Genomic DNA, 18,435 nt, shown 5'->3' with positions numbered 1-18,435 from the left:
TGGTCCTGCCCCCTTACGCGCCCACCGGCTTTCCTATGGCGGCGACATCCGCCTCGGCTTCCTCGGTCTCGTGGTCCCTCATATGATAGCGTTCATGAACGGCCGTGATCAGGAAGTTGCAGACGAAGCCGATCACGAGCAACCCCGCCATGATGTACATCGTGGTGTTGTAGGCCTGCGCCTTCGCGACGCCGTGGTCGATCTGGTATTGCCGGATGTAGTTCACGAGCACCGGACCGAACACGCCGGCCGCCGACCACGCCGTCAGGAGCACGCCGTGAATCGCTCCCACATAGCGCGTGCCGAACATGTCTTTCAGATAGGCGGGAACCGTCGCAAATCCTCCGCCATACATGCTCATGATGATGACGAAGCAGAGCACGAACAGTGCAACGCTGCCTGTCGCGCCGGTCCAGGGCACCGCGATATACAGCACGGTTCCCAACACGAAGAAGCAGAAGTAGGTGTTCTTGCGTCCGATGACGTCTGAAATCGAAGCCCAGAAGAAGCGACCGAGCATGTTGAACAGGCTCAAGAGACCGACAAAGCCCGCAGCCGCGAGTGCCGTAACGTGGCCCGGAAACATCTCCTGGCTCATCGCCGATGCCTGTCCGAGAACGCCGATGCCGGCGGTCACGTTGAGGCAGAGGACACACCAGATCAGCCAGAACTGCGGCGTCTTGATCGCATCATAAACATAGACGTGCTTGGTAGTGATCAGCTTCTGAGAGACCGCCGGCGGCGTATAGCCTTCAGGCTTCCAGCCCGGTGCCGGGATGCGGACGATCGCCGCGCCAACCATCATGAAGCAGAAATAGATGACGCCGAGCGCAATGAAGGCCTCCGCTACGCCGACATGCGTCGGAGTCGAGAATTTCTGCATCAGCCAGACCGAGAGCGGCGAGGCGATAAAGGCGCCTCCGCCAAAGCCCATAATCGCCATTCCCGTGGCCATGCCGGGACGATCCGGGAACCACTTGATCAGCGTGGACACGGGGGAAATGTAACCGAGTCCCAGTCCACAGCCGCCGAGAACGCCATAGCCAAAATAGATCAGCCACAGGCTATGGGAATAGACGCCCACCGCCGACAGGAGGAAGCCACCGCTCCAGCACAGTCCGGCGGTGAACATTGCGCGTCGCGGTCCCCCTTCTTCCACCCAGCGTCCGAACACCGCCGCGGACAGACCTAGAAACACGATGGCGATCGAGAAAATCCAGCCCAGATCGGTCAGCTTCCAATCGTCCGGTGCCGACTGGGTAATGCCGATCAGCTTGGTCATCGGAAGATTGAACACGCTGAGAGCGTAAGCCTGACCGATGCACAAATGAATACACAGCGCCGCAGGAGGAACCATCCACCGACTGAAGCCGGGCTCCGCAACAGTATGCTGACGATCAAGAAACGATAGAGCGCCCATCAAACTCCTCCCCTGCAGCCGCCCTTCTAAGCAAGCTGCCGCTAGATCCTGTTCCTCAGCCCATGCATTGCAGCTTTGTCCCCGCTGCTCCGCACAATCATCCGACACGCGCCAGGATCGTCACACGCATCTGAAAAGTTAACCCCTCAAACGGGGCTCTATGCCCGATACGATGTGCAGGCTTCGCGCGTGGCCCGCTGGTCCGCGTATCGTAGACGAGACTCAACCTCCGCGCCCGTGCGGACAAAGTCAATTGGGGCAGAAGCAGTGATCGATGTCGATAGATAAAAGGTCGGTATCAGCGCGGTCACGCGCGCTTAAGAACGCAGCGCAGCATTGGCGCCGTCTATCGAGCCATTCGCTTTTTCTATCAAGAACACGATGCGCACGTCATTGCGCTCGGTGATCTCCACCGTGTCGCCGGTCTCGCGGATCAGGTTCGGGATATCAATCACCGACAACGGATCGGTGCAGTGCACTTCGAGCTGATCGCCCGGCCGCAGTGGTTTCAGCGCCTTGCGTGTCTTCAAAGCCGGCAGCGGGCATTTGAGCCCGGTGAGGTCGAGCGTCGTTCGGGTCATGATTGCAACATGGCGGGAGGGAGCGAGTGCGTCAACGCAAGGGCTCAGATCACGTCTGCATAGGACAGGAAACCTACGCTCTCGCCCGGCTCGACGCGCGTGATATCTTCGCCCAGCTCAATCAGCCCGTCGGTCTCCACCAACGACGAGAGCAGCCCGGCGCCTTCGCGCGGAAACTTGACCGCTTCCAGCGTACCATCCTGAGCGCGGCGCAAGGAAGCGCGCACATATTCACGCCGGCCCGGCTTCTTCTTGTAGGTAAAGGCCGCGCGCAGCGGGATCGGCAACAGTGGTTCCGGCAAACTGCCGGCGAGCGCGAGCACCGTAGGCCGCACCACATGGACGAAAGTGACGAAACTTGCGACGGGGTTACCGGGCAGTCCGATCAGTGGCGTGCCGTTGATGATGCCCATCGCCACCGGCCGGCCGGGCTTGATCGCCATCCGCCACAGCACGAGTGAGCCAACGCTTTCGACCGCCGCCTTGACGTGGTCTTCCTCCCCGGTCGAAACACCGCCCGTGGTCAAGATCAGATCATGGTGGCCTGCAACCCGCTTCAATCCGCTCGCGAGCGAGGTCCGTTCGTCGCGCAGGATGCCGAGATCCGAGACTTCGCAGCCCAGACGGCGCAGCATCGCCATCAGCATGAAGCGATTGGAGTCGAACAGCTGCGAGGCCGCACGCGGCTCACCGGGCGAGGCGAGTTCGTCGCCGGTCGAGAACACAGCAACGCGGATGCGCCTGACGACGTCAAGCCGCGTCAGTCCGAAGGCCGCGGCAAGCGCAACGTGCTGCGGCCGCAGTCGCTGACCGGCGCGCAGGGCAATCTGTCCTACCGGGATGTCCTCTCCTGCCGGACGAACATTGGCACCCTGCTTCAGCCCGGAGGGCAGCACGACCTTGCCTGATTCATCGATGCGGACATCTTCCTGCATGAAGACGGTCTCGGCGCCCGGCGGCATCGGCGCGCCCGTGAAGATGCGCGCGGTGTGGCCGGGCTTGATCGGCGCTTGAGCAAGGCCGCCGGCCTGGATGCGGCCGTCGAGCGGGAATGCCTGTTCTGTCTTCTCGGGGAGGTCGGCATTGCCGACGGCGTAGCCATCGACAGCCGAGTTGGTGAAAGGCGGCAACGGCAGCGGCGCCGCGATATCGTGCGCCAACACGCGCCCGTCGCCCTCGACCAGCGTCACCGCCTCGATATCGGCGACCGCGCTGACGCGGGCCGCGATCAGACCAACGGCCTCGTCGACCGACATCATCGGTCCACCGAAAGCAAAACAATCATCCGACAGTTGCGCCATGGTGCCTCGTCAGCGCATCGCTGCGCTTATTGCAACCACTTTCTCGATAGGCATCGCTGCACGCAACAGCAATGCCGCTACGGCCTGGATATCGTCCAGATGGACGGTCGGCAACCGGGTTTCAACCGCACCGTCGGTCGCAATCCCGACAATGCCAGGATCATCAGGAAACAGCAGCGGCTTGCCGTTGGCGGCGCGATGCACCTCGATCTTGCAGTGCAGCTCCCGCTTGAAGCCTTCGACCACCACGAGATCGACCGCGGACAATTTGCTCAAAAGTTCCGGAAGCCGCGGCTCGGCCGCACCACGCAGCTCGTGCATCAAGGCCCAGCGGTTCGACGACGCCACCAGAACCTCGGCCGCACCGGCCTCGCGATGACGCCAGGAATCCTTGCCGGGCACGTCGACGTCGAACCGGTGATGCGCATGCTTTATCACGGAGACGCGCACGCCCTGCGCGTTGAAATGCGGGATCAGCCGCGTCAGCAGCGTCGTCTTGCCCGCACCGCTCCAGCCTGCAAGGCCGATGACTTTCATTCCAGGTCTCTTTCCGCAACCAGCGTCGCCAATGGAACTACTGTCCCCCTCCCCGTCATTGCGAGCGGAGCGAAGCAATCCAGACCGCCGCCCGTGGAAAGATTCTGGATTGCTTCGCGCGCGCGCAAAGACGAGCGGAAGCATTTTGCCCATTCCTTGCCATGCTTATATCGGCTTGACCCGAATGTCATGCTAACGTCGCCACCATGATGAAGATCGACAAAGCCCCGGTGCCCCTGATCGTCCCGAATCCCGAAGACCCGCGCCTGACCCAGAGCGTGACCGGGACCGACCAGACCGGCGCCAAGGTCGAGATCAAGGTGCCGATGGAACGGCCGCTGACGCTCTACCTGAATGCGCAGGAGATCGTCACGATGATGACGATCGGCGACTATCCGGAATATCTGGCACTCGGCTACCTGCTGAACCAGAACATGCTGAAATATAATGACGCGGTCACCGAGGTCGAATACGACAATGACCTTCAGGTCGTCGTCGTGCGCACCGAGCACCACACCAATTTCGAGGCCAAGCTGAAGAAGCGGACGCAGACCTCGGGCTGCGCGCAGGGCACCGCCTTCGGCGATCTGCTGGAAGAGGTCGAGAGTGTCGCGCTGCCCAAGGCCGAGCTGCGCACCTCCTGGCTGTACCAGATGACGCAGACCATCAACACCATGCCCTCGCTTTATCTCGAGGCCGGCGCGATCCACGGCTGCGTGCTGTGCAAGGCGGGCGAGCCGCTCTGCTACACCGAGGATGTCGGGCGCCACAACGCCGTCGACAAGATCGCGGGCTGGATGTACCGCCACGGCGTCGATGCCTCCGACAAGATCCTCTACACCACGGGTCGGCTCACCTCGGAGATGGTGATCAAGACGGTGCGGATGGGGATTCCGATCCTGGTGTCGCGCTCCGGGTTCACCGCCTGGGGCGTCGATCTCGCAAGACAAGTAGGCCTGACGCTGGTCGGTCGTACGCGCGGAAAACGCTTCATCGCGCTCGCGGGCGAGGAACGGATCGTCTACGATCAGAATCTTGCTTACGTCGAAGAGGAATCGGCGAAGCACAAGCGTAAGGGCGAAGGTGGTGACGACTAGTATGCCGGCAACAAATGTTCCGCCGACTCTTGGCGTGCTGCTCGCCGGCGGCCTCGCACGCCGGATGGGCGGCGGCGACAAGCCGATGCGAACCATCGGCGGACGCACCATCCTGGAGCGCGTGATCGCGCGCCTCTCGCCTCAGTGCGACGGGTTGATCCTCAATGCGAATGGTGATCCCGCACGGTTTGCCCCGTTCGGCTTACGGGTGGTCGCCGATGACGTACCCGGCTTTCCCGGCCCGCTCGCAGGCGTTCTTGCCGCTCTCGACTGGACTGCAAGACACTGCCCGGACATCGATTGGGTGCTCAGCGCCGCCGGCGATTGCCCGTTCCTGCCGCGCGATCTCGTCGCGCGCCTTCACGAGGCACGAGCCCGGGAGAATGCCCAGCTCGCAGTTGCCGCATCCGGCGGCCAGTCGCATCCGGTGATTGGCCTGTGGTGCGTCGCCTTGCGTAACGAACTACGTCACGCCCTGGTCGTCGAAGATCTCCGCAAGATCGACCGCTGGACCGCACGCTATCCGCTCGCGACGGTGACATGGCCGGCCGAGCCGCTCGATCCGTTCTTTAACGCCAACACGGTCGAGGACATCGCCGAGGCCGACCGGCTGGCGGCGCTGGATGACGCCGCCTGAGCCGCTTTGCGATTTTGGAACCGCGTCGAGAAGCTGCGGCTACCGGAGCTCATGGAAACCTGAACCGGATGAGGGATGGCGACCACTGATCGGGACATGCCCCGGGATCAGCCATGGCCGACTCTCTCTTGAATGCCATATCCGCCGTCGTCGCGCAGCTTGGATGCCGCATCGCCCGCCGTCTTACGCGGGCCGGAAGCCCGCATGCGCGAGTGCGGCGCGCGCCTCTTGCGAACCAAGGGCATCAAGAAAAGCCTGCACGGCCGGACGCTGCTTGCGCGCTGTCACCAGCGCAAAGTCATAATGCTCTTCCGCAAACGGAATGAAACCGAGGCCGACCGCATGGGCGACCGGCGCAATGGTCATGCCCCAATCGGCGCGGTGCTGCGCGACGGCCGCTGCAACCGCATTGTGCGAGCGCGGCTGGTTCCAGTACCCCTCCGGGCGTGCACCGCCGAGCAGACGGTCGATCAGGATGCGCGTGCCGGCGCCCTGGTTACGGTTGACCATGATGCAGGCGGGATCGGCGAGTGCAGCTGCAACCGCCTCCTTTGCGCCGAGGCCGTCAAAGCGCTTGTCGCCCTTGCGGAAGACGATGCCCTGCATTCGCCGCCAGCCTGGCACAAGCTCGAGCCCCTCGACCAAATATGGCGTGTTGTAGGTCTCGGTCTTGTCGTCGAACAGATGAATCGGCGCGAAATCGCATTCGCCGCGCTTCGCGGCTGCAAGCCCGCCGAGACTGCCGACCGCAATCGAGCGTACCGTCAGCCCCCCATGCGAGAGTTGCGCAGTGACGAGATCGAGGCCGGTGCAATGACTGCCGACGATGACGAGATCTGGCACGCGCACATGCGGTGTGAACAGCGTCACCTCGGCTTCCGTCCCCGCCGGCATCTGGTCTGCGAGGGCGTCGATGCGCAGAAAGCCGTCGGCCTGCGCGAAGGATGTGATCGCGCCGGAGCCTTTGCCGGAGGGATAGGCGATCAGGCTGTCCCTGCCCTCGACCAGCGCGACCATGACGAATTCGGTGCGGCCGAGTTCGGACGCGATACGCACCGGCACGACCGCGCTCACCTTGGCATCCGAGCGCGGCGGCAGACCAGCCAACCTGCGCAACACGGGCACGATCATATCGTGGAAAGTGAACATCGCCGAGGTCGGAAAGCCCGGCAGGATCACCACTGGCCTGTCGTCGCACACCGCAAGGCACAGCGGCTTGCCGGGCTTGAGCGCCACGCCATGCGCGATGATGCCGGGTTGGCCGAGCCTGCCAATAATGCGATGGGACAGATCGCCCGCGCCCTTCGACGTACCGCCGGAGAGCACCAGCATATCGGCAACCGCCAGCGCACCGCGCATGGCGGCTTCGAGCTTGGCTTCGTGGTCGGGAATGGCACCGAGGAAAATCGCCTCGCCGCCATTCTCATCGATCGCGGCTGCGACGATGGCGCCATTGGTGTCGTAAATTGCGGCCGGCGCAAGCGCCTCTCCGGGCTGCGCCAGTTCGTCGCCGGTGGAGATTACCGCGACACGGGGCTTCCGCACAACATTCACCTCGGCGATACCGCACGCCGCCAGCATGCCGATCTCGCGCGAGCCGATGATCGTGCCGGCGCGCAGCAGCGCCTCGCCGCGCGCGATGTCGGAGCCTGCATAGGACACGAATTGGCCCGGCGAGACCGCGCGACGAACATCAATCGCGTGCAAGCCGGCCGGCTGGGTGTGCTCGACCATGACCACCGCATCGGCACCACGCGGCAGCGGGCCGCCGGTGGCGATCGGCGTTGCAGTTCGTGCCGCCACCTGCAGCGTCGGCGCGGTGCCGCAGTGAATTGTCTCACGGTTCAGCACGAGCCGTACAGGCGCACCTTCAGCAGCCGCTGAAAGGTCCCCCGAGCGCACGGCAAAGCCGTCGACGTTGGAGCGGTCGAATGGCGGCACGTCGATCGGAGCGGTGATGTCCTCGGCAAGGGCTGCGCCGAGCGCATCGGCAAGCCTGCGCCGCTCGCTTGGGATCGCACGGGGAAACAGAGCCGCCTCGAAACGCGCCAGCGCGTCCTCGCGCGAGAGGATCTTTAAAAATTGCTCCTGCTCAAGCGCCCTGTGGTCTGGCGGCGTTGGGATCATCGTCATGCCCGGAACCCATATCATTCCCGCATCAGATAAGCATCGGCCGGCTCGCCCGCTGCAAATCCTTCGTGGCTGGCGGGAATGAGCAGCCATGCATCCGCACGGGCGATGGCGTGAAGCGGCCATTCGCCCACGGCAAGCGGGATCCATGTTTTATGTTCCTCGACCAGCAGCGCGATCTCGGCAATGCCGACGGTGGAGGCGATCTTGTACCCAAGCGGCAAGGTCACCGTGCGGCGCGACTGCCGCGCCGACAATCGATCGACGAGCGGAAGCGCCAGCGCAAGCCAGACCGCGAGCGCCTGACCGGGCGAGCCGGGCAAAGCGACGACAGGAACTTTTCCGAGCCGCCCGGCGGCTGCCGTGCGACCGGGCTGGAGCGCAAGACCATGGGCGAGCTGCGCCCCGCACTGAACCAGCGCCGCGATGGCGGCATCCGCCCGTCCGACGCCACTGCCGCCGGTCGTCAGCAGGAGATCGCAAGAGGAGACATCGAGCGCCTCCGCGATCGATGCCGCGTCGCGCGATCCGGCTTCATGTGCGCTCACATCGAGTCCCGCCGCGCGCGCGATGTCGGCGATCATGTGTATCGTCGCGGTCGCGCCCGGGACATTGACGATACGCAGCCGCGGTCGCCTGACACTCAGCCTGTCCGCACCCGCAACGCGCGCGAGCAGCAGAGCTGCCGGGTCGACGGGATATCCCGCTGTGGCTGCCGGGGCATTTTCTGCGATGTCGCTGCCGCTACGCGCGACGCCCTGTCCTGGAACGCCCTCCGCCAGCACCAGGACGAGCGGGCCCGATACCTCGACCGCCCCGGCATCGAGCACGCAGTCGCATTCCGTCGGCATGGTGTCGCCGACCTCGACCCACACTGGGAGCTCGGTCAAAGGCACTGGCGTATAAGAGGACGCGCCGACGAGATCGTTCGCGCGCAAAGCCCAGCCGTCCGCTGCGGCGATGTCGCGCGGCGGGCAGGCCGGCAGCAACTGCATGCCCGCCGCGATACAGCCGGCCGCGGCGGCCAGTGGCAATTCGACCGGCGTGACCGGGGCAAGGCCGTGCAGCAGCGCAGCGAGCGCGGTGTCGAGCGGCGTCAGCGAGGGCGGGAGGCGCTGGGTCATGCCTGATGATGGATCATGCATTGCGCGGCTTGGCAACCGCTGGTGTCTCGGCCGTCATCCGCCCGACTTGCCAGCATTCGGAAAGAACACCTGTTGCCCGTCGACCTTGTAGCCGGCGATCGCCGCCTGCCCCTCCGGCGAGATCAACCAGTCGATGAAGGCCAGGCCCAGCTCCTTCTTGACGTTCGGATGCTTCTCCGAATTCACCAGCATCACGCCGTACTGGTTGAGCAGCCGCTTGTCGCCCTCGACGACAATATCGAGACCACCGCGGTTCTTGAAGGCGATCCAGCTGGCGCGGTCCGCGAGCACATAGGCGTTCGCCGCGCGTGCAGCGTCGAGGGCAGCGATCATGCCCCGCCCGCTCTCGCGATACCAGGCGCCCTTGGCGCTGGCGATGTCGATGCCGGCAACGATCCAGAGCGCGAGCTCCGCCGCGTGGGTACCTGAACGATCGCCGCGCGTCACGAACGGCGCGCCCTTGGCCTCGATCGCCTTCAGCGCCGTCGCGATGTCCTTGCCTTTCACGGCCGCCGGATCGCTCTTCGGTCCGATCAACACATAGTCATTGTACATCACGTCGAACCTCTTCGCGCCAAAACCGTCGGCGACGAATTTCTCCTCCTGCGGCCGCGCATGCATCAGCACCACATCGGCCTCGCCTCTGCGCGCCCCGTTGAGCACCTCGTCGGCGCGCCGCGCGATCACGGTCACTTCGATAGCGGTCTTGTCGCGGAAAATCGGCAGCAGATAGTCCAGCAGGCCCGACTCTTGCGTCGCCGTCGTTGTGGCGAGGACGATACTGCGGTCCTCAGCGGATGAGGCCGCAACGGCCGCCGTGAGGCCGCAGGACAGCGCGAATGCAACGGACAGGCGGCCCATCTCAGGTTCCCATTGGCTATGACGCGATCATGATGATGATCGATTGCGCCGCACTCGTGACGCGATTGCCCATCGGACGCGTCTTTCGGGAAATCTCGGCAATGGGCCCCAGCGCCACGCCGAGTCCAATCGACAAGTCGGCGCGCGCGCCCTTCAAGATCGTTCACCAAAGCAGAAAACGCGCGCGCGGATGTGTTGCAAAGCAGCGAGATCATCGGGCATGGTTCCCGCGGACAAAAACTGAAATGCAGAATTCCACCCGCGTGAACATCAAAAAGAAGCAAGAATTTGCATAGGAATGCAGGATGGAATTCCTGACGACCAGCGAAGCCGCTGACTATCTCCGCTTAGGCGAACGAAAGCTCTACGAACTCGTCACCAATGGCGCGATCCCCTGCACCAAGGTAACCGGCAAATGGCTCTTCCCGCGACACGAACTCGATCTCTGGGTGCTGTCGGGCATGGCGCGACCGGCCGGCATGCTGACCCCAGAGCCGCCGCCGGTCGTGGGCGGCAGTCAGGACGAGCTTCTGGATTGGAGCTTGCGCGAATCCGGCTCCGGCCTGGGGTCGATGACCGAAGGCAGTGCGCGCGGGCTCGAGCGTCTGCAACGCGACGAGGTGATGGCGGTCGCAGTGCACTTCCACAGCCTCGACGCCGAAGGCAATCTCGCCTCCGATGCCTGCGTGACGGCACTGCGGGACGCGCCGGATTTGCATGATGCGGTGCTTGTCGCCTTCGTGCGCCGCGAGCAGGGTTTCGTGCTGCCGCCGGGCAATCCCAAGCGGCTGCGCAGTCTTGCCGACGTGCTCGCACTCGGCGCCCGGATGGCGACGCGGCAACAGGGCACCGGCGCGCAGCTGCTGCTCGACGTGCTGCTGACGCGCGCGGGCGCCTCGATGCGAGATCTGCGGCGCGTCGAGACGCCGGCCCTCACCGGGCCGGATCTTGCGGAGGTGGTCCGCGCCGGCCAGGCCGATTGTGGCGTGGCGCCGCGCGCGGCGGCACGCTCGGCGGGGCTCGATTTCGTGCCGCTGGTCTGGGAGAATCTCGACCTCGCAATGCGGCGGCGCAGCTATTTCCGCCCTCCGATCCAGGCCTTGATCCGGTTTCTCAGCGAACGGCGGCTGCGCCAGCGCGCCGAGGAGCTGACCGGCTACGATCCCCTGCCTGCCGGACAGATCCGCTTCGCCGCCTGAGATTGACGCCTGCCCCTGAATAGTTGCAAAAGAAACCAATTCAGCCGGGCCGTACCCGGCACATGCAACTTTCGGCCAACGCGCCGGATCAGGGAGGACAAGCGTGAATCCAAAAAGATTTGGACTACCGGCCGCGGCTGCCTTGGCCGCGGCGCTGCTGTCGGGCACCGCAGTGGCCCAGGTGTCCGACGACGTCGTCAAGATCGGCGTGCTCACCGACATGAACGGCCCCGCCTCCGCGCCCACCGGCCAGGGTTCGGTGACGGCGGCGCAGATGGCGATCGACGATTTCGGCGGCACCGTGCTCGGCAAGCCGATCAGCATCGTGGTCGGCGACCACCAGCTCAAGGCCGACATCGGCGCGGGAATCGCGCGGCGCTGGTACGACGTCGAGCAGGTCGACCTGATCGTCGACGTGCCGGTCTCGGCCGTCGGCCTTGCGGTGCAGAACATCGCCAACGAGAAGAAGCGGCTGTTCATCACCCATTCCACCGGCACCGCGGATTTCCATGGCAAGTTCTGCTCGCCTTATGCGATCCAGTGGGTGTTCGACACCCGCGCGCTCGCGGTCGGCACCGCGGATGCCGTGATCAAGCGCGGCGGCAACAGCTGGTTCTTCATCACCGACGACTACGCTTTCGGCCATTCGCTGGAGCGTGACGCTTCGAGCGTCATCACTGCCAATGGCGGCAAGGTGCTGGGCTCGGTGAGGCCGCCGCTCGCGACGCCCGACCTCTCCTCCTTCGTGCTGCAGGCGCAGGCCTCCAAGGCCAAGATCATCGGCATTGCCGCAGGTCCTCCGAACAACATGAACGAGATCAAGACCGGCTCGGAGTTCGGCGTGTTCAAGGGCGGCCAGCAGATGGCGGCACTGCTGGCGCTGATCACCGACATCCACGGGCTCGGCCTGCAGGCGGCCCAGGGTCTGTTGCTGACGACTTCTTTCTACTGGGACATGGACGACAAGACCCGCGCATGGTCGAAGCGCTATTTCGCCAAGATGAACAAGATGCCGACGATGTGGCAGGCCGGCGTCTATTCCAGCGTGATGCACTATCTCAACGCCATCAAGGCTGTTGGCACCGACGATCCGCTCAAGGTCGCCGCGAAGATGCGCGAGACGCCGGTCGAGGATTTCTTCGCCCGCAACGGCAAGCTTCGCGACGACAATCTGATCGTGCACGACCTCTGGCTGGTGCAGGTGAAGACGCCGGAGGAAAGCAAATATCCGTGGGATTATTACAAGATCCTCAGCACGATTTCCGGCGACAAGGCGTTTGGGCCGCCGGACCCGGCATGTGCGATGGTGAAGAAGTGACGGCGTGACGGTCGCTTCCGGCGACCGTCACTTCACCACGCCGAGATGGCGAATTTCATGGTCGGTCCGGCTGCCCCTTCCGTCAACATCGACTTGAGGCGATGTAGGCAGCGGGCGGATTTTGTGAAAGCATGCGCTCCAACAATAAGGCAACGGGAGGCGTCATGTTGCGGATTTTGCGGAACGGTGTTTTCGGGCTGGTCTTGCTGTCAGGTCTCTTCGCCGCCGCCCCTCCCGCCTCCGCCGCCTACCCCGACCGCCCCGTGCACTGGCTGATCGGCTTTGCCGCCGGCGGGCCGGTCGACATCGTCGCCCGCATCATGGCGCAATGGCTGTCGGACCATCTCGGCCAGCAGTTCATCGTCGAGAACCGCACCGGCTCCGGCGGCAACATCGCGGCCGCCGCCGCGATCAACGCAGCCCCCGACGGTTACACGCTGCTGTTCGTCGCGCCCAACAACGCGATCTCGACCTCGCTCTACAAGAAGCTGCCGTTCGACTTCCTGCGCGACACCACCCCGGTCGCGAGCATCATGCAGCTCACCAACATGCTGGTCGTCTCCAACGCGTTTCCCGCCAAGACGGTCCAGGAGTTCATCGACTATTGCAAGGCCAATCCCGGCAAGATCTCGTTCGCCTCGTCCGGCAACGGCACCTCGGTGCACATGTCGGCCGAACTGTTCAAGGCGATGACCAAGTGCGACATGGTGCATGTGCCCTATCGCGGATCGGCGATCGCCTTCCCCGACATCATCTCCAACAAGGTGCAGCTGATCTTCGACAACCTGCCCTCGGCGCTGGAGCAGGCCAAGGGCGGTAGCGTCCGCGCGCTCGGGGTGACCTCGCCGCAACGCTGGCCGAGCGTGGCCGACGTGCCGGCGATCGCCGAGACGGTGCCCGGCTTCGAATCGGTCGGCTTCTACGGCATCTCCGCGCCGAAGGGCACGCCGCCCGAAGTGGTCGAGATCCTCAACAAGGCCGTCGGCGAAGCGCTGAAGGACCCGAAGCTGGTGGCGCGCCTCGCGGAGACCGGCGGCATCCCCAAGCCGATGACGCCAGCCGAGTTCGGCAAGCTGGTCACGGACGAGACCGAGAAGTGGCGGAAGGTCGTGGAGTTCGCCGGCGTCTCGGTGGACTAGGCGACGGCCCGGCCACCATCCATTCGCCGGCAAGACGGGGGACCTCGTGGTCCCCTCGCCTCAAAAGTCGAAAACAACCCCATGCACAGTAGAAAAGCAGCATGATTTCAGCAGGTTACGTCAGCGAAAATTGGCACTCCGCGCAGCCGGTTGACTTGTCGGGCAAAACAGGCGCATAAGGGCATCATCGCGGAATTCGGAAATTAGAAAATCATCACCGACGCGGCGCCGGCGTGTTCGGCTCGCCCGTCCCGGCATTGCACCCCCGCCTCCATCCCTGTAAACGAACCGCGCACCGTTGCCAGCCCGCGCGTTCCCGCGGGGCCGCCTCGCGGCGGGGCCTGTAGCTCAATGGTTAGAGCCGGCCGCTCATAACGGTCTGGTTGCAGGTTCGAGTCCTGCCGGGCCCACCAATGAAATCAAGGACTTACAATAGGTTTTATTTCCACGGAAATTTGGGGCACAACTTGGGGCACAACCCTTGTTCTCCAAATGTTTAACACGCTCAAGTAGTTCCCTTTCTCTTTTGAACTCTTTGATCGCGCCGTATTGCGCGGCTTTTTTCTCGCGTAACTCTTATGAGCCGCTGAAGGTCAGACTCGCCGTTCCGATCTTCGCGATCGGGCAGGACATCACACTGAGAGGGCGTTTCATGGGACCGAATGGTCCTTGATGGGACCTTGCACAGCTCGCGCATCCGTTCGATCGCAGCAAGGGTGGTGAACTGCTTGTTGGCGATCAGCTCGACCTCCAAGCGCCCTTTCTCAATTTCCTTTCGGAGTCCTTTGACCGTCAATCCCCCGGCGGGAAAAGCCAACTTCAGAGCGACGTCCAATCTTAAAGGGGTATCGCGAAAGATCTTTGCCGTCTTCTCATCCATTGCAGCTCTCACCTGCGGAAGGTTTGGATACTATAGTCTGTAGCTCTTTAGTGTTCGAGGCAAGACTATGAGGCGTGAAAAAGCCGAACGCGCCCTTCGGAAAAATCATTGCAAACCTGAGAAACGCTGCCGGGCTCTCTCAGGAGGAGTTGGCTGAGCGGGCAAAAATTCACCGAACATATGTGAGCCAGATCGAGCGCGGACTTAAGTCTCCCACCCTCGTGATGCTCTTTCGGTTAGCGCAAGCACTCAATACGACGCCGAGCAAAATCTTGAAGCAAGTCGAGACCGATATTGGAGTGAATTAAGTAGCCACGTCGGGAAGGCTCGCTGCACACACACCGCCGCTCGCGAGAACTACGCTTTTTATACAACCGAGATTTGCGATCATCGAAATTTCCATTACTATGCTGCTGCCTCGCATCACCGGCTGACCAAATGTCCATAAAAATTGACCTTGGAAACCAGGTCCGACAGACCGTTCTTCCTCAGTGGAAGCCACTTTTGCCGCTGTTCGAGGCGGTTATGAACTCCTTCCAAGCAATTAAGGACGCGAAGCTCCCCAAGGGCGCCGGAATAGTAACCGTCGGAGTTTCTCGGGAGACTGGCACCTTTCTGAAGGAAGAGAACCCGCCGATCGTCGGATTTGAAGTAACAGACAACGGGATCGGACTCGACGACGAGAACTTTGATTCCTTCAACACAGCATTCTCGCGCCGCAAGGTGCTCTATGGTGGAAAGGGTCTCGGACGCTTCACATGGCTAAAAGCGTTCGACGGGGCAAAGATCAATAGTACGTTCCGTGCTGACGACGTACTGCTTTCGCGCTCGTACATGTTCGACGAAAGATACACCCTCGACACAGCCGGCCTACCAAAAAAAGTGGAATCTGGAGGCCCCGGCACCACGATCACGCTCTCCGGCCTCAAGCGCAGCTACAAAGAAAAGATTCCACGCTCGATCGACGTGATCGTTCAGAAGCTCATCGAGCACTTCATTCTCGTGTTCATCGAGCCCGACTGCCCGCGCGTCTACGTCATCGACCAGGGCCAGAGATACGACATCAACGAGATCTTCGAGAGAGACTATAAAGCGAGTTCATCAAAGCATGAATTCGCGATTGGGGACACGACCTTCACTCTTCACGGATTTCGTCTGCCGACGTCGCGAACGACAAAGCATAAGCTCGTGTACGCCGCTGACCAACGCGGCGTTATTAGTGACAAGTTAGAGGACTATGTTCCAAATCTCGGCGCTCGGCTCGAGGACGAAAACGGCGAAGCGTTCTTCTACCTGGCGATCGTGCAGAGTCCTTATCTGAGCGCCCACGTAAATATTGGTCGCACAGACTTCGACTTTAGCGCCGCCGACGATGCAGACGCAGAGCCGTCGCTGTTCGACACCGCAGAGTTGATCCCCCGCGCTCAGATTCGCGAGCGCGCTCTCGAATTTGTGGAGAAGGATCTAGAAAACATCATCGCGTCAATCAACACCGAGAAAATGGACAAGATCCGGCGCTATGTTGCATCGGATGCACCTCAGTATCGCATCCTCCTTAGAAACGCGGACAAATTCATCAACAAGCTCTCGCCTTCTCCCTCGCGCAACGAGATCGAAACAGCGCTCCATCGAGAACTCCATCAGCGTGAGACCGAACTCAAACGTGAAGGAAGCCGCATCATCAAAGAGGCGGATAAAATCGACGACTACGAAGAGTACCATCGTCGCTTCACTCAGTTCCTTGATGAATACAACGAGTTGGGCGTCTCGGCGCTAGCGCAGTACGTCGGCCACCGCAAAATCATCATCGAGTTCCTCGAGCGTGCAATTTCGCTGCCTCCCGATGAGGGTGCGCGATATCCGCTCGAAGAAGTTGTTCATAAGCTCGTTTTTCCGATGCAAACCACGAACAACGATATTCCTTACAACGAGCAGAACCTTTGGATGATCGATGAGCGACTGACCTATCACTCGTTCATCGCATCAGATAAGCAGTTGCGTTCGCTTGACATGCTGAAAACTAAGTCGGCTCAGCGGGGGGACATTGTGGCGTTTGATGAGAAAATACTCTTCTCCGACACAAACCCGGCCGAACATCCAATAAACTCAATCACCACGATTGAATTCAAACGCCCTGGGCGTGACGACTACGACGAGACCGACAATCCTCTGTCGCAAGCATTCAAGCTAATCGAGGAAATCCGCAGCGGGGAATTCCAGATCAAGGGGCGTCCTGTTCCAGTATCCAATAAGGATATCCCGGCAACTGTCTATTGTGTATGCGATCTGACACCGACGTTTCGCCGCGCGCTCAAGGATCGCGATGCCTTCGTGACGCCCGACAATCAAGGGTACTACGGCTTTCATCGTGGCTTTAACGCGTACTACGAAGTGATCGATTACACTAAAATGCTGCGCGACGCTAAAAACCGGAACCGGATCTTCTTCGAGAAACTGAATCTGGTGAGTAATCACTGAGAGGATTCCGTTCTTGATATCAGCACCGCCGCTGCTGAGATGCCAAACGCACGCAGGAGCAGGCAGGTGCGCACGAATAGATCGAGGAACGCCCGATGCGCTTTCAGGTCATACCAAATGGAAACCGAACGCCTACCGAAGGTCAGGACGTCGGCTACCTCTGGACCGATAATTGGGATGATTGGTTCGAGTTCAGCACCCTGTACGTACTGACCTACTTCGACGGCGAGGGGGTAAAGCATGACATCGGCGGCGTTAAAATCGGGCAGTTTGACATGGCCGCCAAACAGCGGCGACCTAACCTTCCCGCACAATTTCCACGGCTCGGGCCGGCGTTTTTCTCGCTCGGTCAGGACTCAGACTACTACGAAGCAATTAAAAAGCTCGACGCCGACATCGCGAGCGAGTTGCTCGCGTCGCTAAACGATATCGTTGCGGACGAGGAGCTTTATCAGAGGGCGCGCGAGGAAAAGGTTACTGGCACGTCACTGATGCGATCCGTGAGCGAGCGAACGCTCATAGGTCAGTTCCGCCGAATTGTCGCTGGCGGCGCGCGCTTGACAGAGTATACATTCCGCTATCAGGGCCCAGCTCAGATCGACCCCGAGTTCGCACCTCTCTCGCTCGTTTTCGAGGTCGTCCCATCCTCCAAACCGCCCAGCAATATTCAAGTAATCATTGGACGTAACGGCGTAGGGAAGTCTCATCTTCTAAACGCCATGTCCCGTGCCTTTGTCGAAGGGGAGGACATCGATAAAAATGGGAAGTTCTTTGACGAAGGTGATGAGCTCGACGAGCAACTCGAAAGCCCCTTCGCAAATATTGTATCGGTGACATTCTCTGCCTTCGACGACTTCCCCATCGTAAGAAAATCAAAAAACGCCACGAAAGGGATTCGCTACACTAATGTAGGTCTCCGCAAGCGAATTCGTCAGACAGGAGATGATGGCGGCGACGAGTTTGTTACGTTGACTCAGCAACCCAACGAACTGGCGCATGATTTCATAGCGAGCGCGAAAGCGTGTGCATCCGGCCAACAGCGCCGCGAGCGATGGCGACGAGCACTTCGAACTCTTGAATCAGATCCGATCTTCGAGGAGACCGATGCAACATCTCTGCTTGACCTTGATGCAGAGGAACTCGCAAGGGCAGCGAGGCTACTTTTTCGAAAACTTAGTTCAGGGCACAAAATTGTACTTCTAACCATCACCAAGCTCGTCGAGAGCGTTGAAGAGCGCACCTTGGTGCTAATGGATGAGCCCGAAGCACATTTGCATCCGCCACTTCTTGCTGCACTTATCCGCGCCGTCTCGGACCTCCTCATCAACCGCAACGGCGTTGCCATCGTTGCCACGCACTCTCCCGTGGTTTTGCAAGAAGTTCCGCGCGGTTGTGTGTGGAAGCTTCGACGCAATGGCGGCGGCGCCACCATCGAGCGCCCGGAGATCGAAACGTTTGCAGAAAACGTTGGCCGCTTGACGCACGAAGTTTTTGGCCTCGAAGTGACTCGGTCCGGTTTCTACAAAATGATCGCCGAGGCAATCGCGGCTAACGATGATTTTGAAGACGTGATCGACAAGTTCGATCGTGAGATCGGACTCGAAGGTCGCGCTCTGATCAGTCGTCCGTGAAGAACTCTGGCTTCAGGCTGGAATGGCCTGAAGCGCGGCGGTGAGAGCCGAGAGGATTTGGCGCAGCAACAGGCTGAGCCA

General features: G+C 61.6%; 17 protein-coding genes and 1 tRNA gene. 10 read left to right on the top strand and 8 right to left on the bottom strand.

The window, feature by feature from the left end:
• Nucleotides 1-13 precede the first annotated feature (13 nt).
• The 4 genes from XH88_RS29145 to mobB form a co-directional block, all read right to left on the bottom strand.
• The gene (locus XH88_RS29145; protein WP_271671668.1) at nucleotides 14-1,420 is read right to left on the bottom strand and encodes an L-lactate MFS transporter; all 1,407 of its coding nucleotides are present in this window, start codon (nucleotides 1,418-1,420) and stop codon (nucleotides 14-16) included.
• A 317-nt stretch (nucleotides 1,421-1,737) separates the two neighbouring features.
• Entirely contained in the window at nucleotides 1,738-2,001 is a 264-nt protein-coding gene (locus XH88_RS29140; RefSeq protein WP_271671667.1) for a sulfurtransferase TusA family protein, read from the bottom strand.
• 44 nt (nucleotides 2,002-2,045) lie between these two features.
• On the bottom strand, nucleotides 2,046-3,302 hold the full coding sequence (locus XH88_RS29135; RefSeq protein WP_271671666.1) for a molybdopterin molybdotransferase MoeA: 1,257 nt from the start codon (nucleotides 3,300-3,302) through the stop codon (nucleotides 2,046-2,048).
• 9 nt (nucleotides 3,303-3,311) lie between these two features.
• Entirely contained in the window at nucleotides 3,312-3,839 is a 528-nt protein-coding gene (gene mobB, locus XH88_RS29130; RefSeq protein ID WP_271671665.1) for a molybdopterin-guanine dinucleotide biosynthesis protein B, read from the bottom strand.
• Between the two features lie 206 nt (nucleotides 3,840-4,045).
• On the opposite strand from mobB, the gene fdhD reads away from it, so the two are divergent.
• Both fdhD and mobA read left to right on the top strand, forming a co-directional pair.
• A complete protein-coding gene (gene fdhD / locus XH88_RS29125; protein WP_271671664.1) occupies nucleotides 4,046-4,936 on the top strand; it encodes a formate dehydrogenase accessory sulfurtransferase FdhD in 891 nt (296 codons plus the stop codon).
• Between the two features lies 1 nt (nucleotide 4,937).
• On the top strand, nucleotides 4,938-5,573 hold the full coding sequence (gene mobA, locus XH88_RS29120) for a molybdenum cofactor guanylyltransferase MobA (protein WP_271671663.1): 636 nt from the start codon (nucleotides 4,938-4,940) through the stop codon (nucleotides 5,571-5,573).
• Nucleotides 5,574-5,756: 183 nt separating this feature from the next.
• Here mobA and XH88_RS29115 read toward each other — a convergent pair whose 3' ends face one another.
• From XH88_RS29115 to XH88_RS29105, 3 genes are read right to left on the bottom strand one after another with little or no spacing between them, the layout of a single operon-like run.
• Nucleotides 5,757-7,706 (bottom strand): molybdopterin biosynthesis protein, encoded by a 1,950-nt coding sequence (locus XH88_RS29115; protein ID WP_271671662.1) that lies wholly within the window; start codon nucleotides 7,704-7,706, stop codon nucleotides 5,757-5,759.
• Between the two features lie 14 nt (nucleotides 7,707-7,720).
• Entirely contained in the window at nucleotides 7,721-8,827 is a 1,107-nt protein-coding gene (locus XH88_RS29110) for a molybdopterin-binding protein (protein WP_271671661.1), read from the bottom strand.
• Nucleotides 8,828-8,881: 54 nt separating this feature from the next.
• Nucleotides 8,882-9,709 carry a substrate-binding domain-containing protein gene (locus tag XH88_RS29105; protein ID WP_271671660.1) on the bottom strand — a complete coding sequence of 276 codons (828 nt, stop codon included), beginning with the start codon at nucleotides 9,707-9,709 and terminating at the stop codon, nucleotides 8,882-8,884.
• Nucleotides 9,710-9,738: 29 nt separating this feature from the next.
• On the opposite strand from XH88_RS29105, the gene XH88_RS29100 reads away from it, so the two are divergent.
• From XH88_RS29100 to XH88_RS29080, 5 genes are all read left to right on the top strand, one after another.
• The gene (locus XH88_RS29100; protein WP_271671659.1) at nucleotides 9,739-10,005 is read left to right on the top strand and encodes a hypothetical protein; all 267 of its coding nucleotides are present in this window, start codon (nucleotides 9,739-9,741) and stop codon (nucleotides 10,003-10,005) included.
• 9 nt (nucleotides 10,006-10,014) lie between these two features.
• Nucleotides 10,015-10,908 carry a helix-turn-helix transcriptional regulator gene (locus XH88_RS29095; protein ID WP_271671658.1) on the top strand — a complete coding sequence of 298 codons (894 nt, stop codon included), beginning with the start codon at nucleotides 10,015-10,017 and terminating at the stop codon, nucleotides 10,906-10,908.
• A gap of 103 nt (nucleotides 10,909-11,011) precedes the next feature.
• Nucleotides 11,012-12,226 carry an ABC transporter substrate-binding protein gene (locus XH88_RS29090; protein WP_271671657.1) on the top strand — a complete coding sequence of 405 codons (1,215 nt, stop codon included), beginning with the start codon at nucleotides 11,012-11,014 and terminating at the stop codon, nucleotides 12,224-12,226.
• 164 nt (nucleotides 12,227-12,390) lie between these two features.
• On the top strand, nucleotides 12,391-13,365 hold the full coding sequence (locus XH88_RS29085; RefSeq protein WP_271671656.1) for a Bug family tripartite tricarboxylate transporter substrate binding protein: 975 nt from the start codon (nucleotides 12,391-12,393) through the stop codon (nucleotides 13,363-13,365).
• Nucleotides 13,366-13,702: 337 nt separating this feature from the next.
• Nucleotides 13,703-13,778: transfer RNA gene (locus XH88_RS29080), tRNA-Ile, on the top strand.
• A gap of 92 nt (nucleotides 13,779-13,870) precedes the next feature.
• On the opposite strand, the gene XH88_RS29075 is transcribed toward XH88_RS29080, so the two are convergent.
• On the bottom strand, nucleotides 13,871-14,245 hold the full coding sequence (locus XH88_RS29075) for an excisionase (protein WP_271671655.1): 375 nt from the start codon (nucleotides 14,243-14,245) through the stop codon (nucleotides 13,871-13,873).
• A 74-nt stretch (nucleotides 14,246-14,319) separates the two neighbouring features.
• Between XH88_RS29075 and XH88_RS29070 the strand changes: the two genes are divergently transcribed.
• From XH88_RS29070 to XH88_RS29060, 3 genes are all read left to right on the top strand, one after another.
• On the top strand, nucleotides 14,320-14,553 hold the full coding sequence (locus XH88_RS29070; RefSeq protein WP_271671654.1) for a helix-turn-helix domain-containing protein: 234 nt from the start codon (nucleotides 14,320-14,322) through the stop codon (nucleotides 14,551-14,553).
• Between the two features lie 196 nt (nucleotides 14,554-14,749).
• Nucleotides 14,750-16,723, top strand: a complete 1,974-nt coding sequence (locus XH88_RS29065; protein ID WP_271671653.1) for a hypothetical protein — start codon at nucleotides 14,750-14,752, stop codon at nucleotides 16,721-16,723.
• Between the two features lie 95 nt (nucleotides 16,724-16,818).
• Nucleotides 16,819-18,354, top strand: coding sequence for an ATP-dependent nuclease (locus tag XH88_RS29060; protein ID WP_271671652.1), 1,536 nt, complete (start codon nucleotides 16,819-16,821; stop codon nucleotides 18,352-18,354).
• Nucleotides 18,355-18,435 lie beyond the last annotated feature (81 nt).

This window comes from Bradyrhizobium sp. CCBAU 51627, assembly GCF_028128765.1.
In the GTDB taxonomy this organism is placed as follows: Bacteria; Pseudomonadota; Alphaproteobacteria; order Rhizobiales; family Xanthobacteraceae; genus Bradyrhizobium.
The sequence above is the reverse complement of the archived record's forward strand: the minus strand, read 5'-3'. Positions and strand labels throughout refer to the sequence as shown.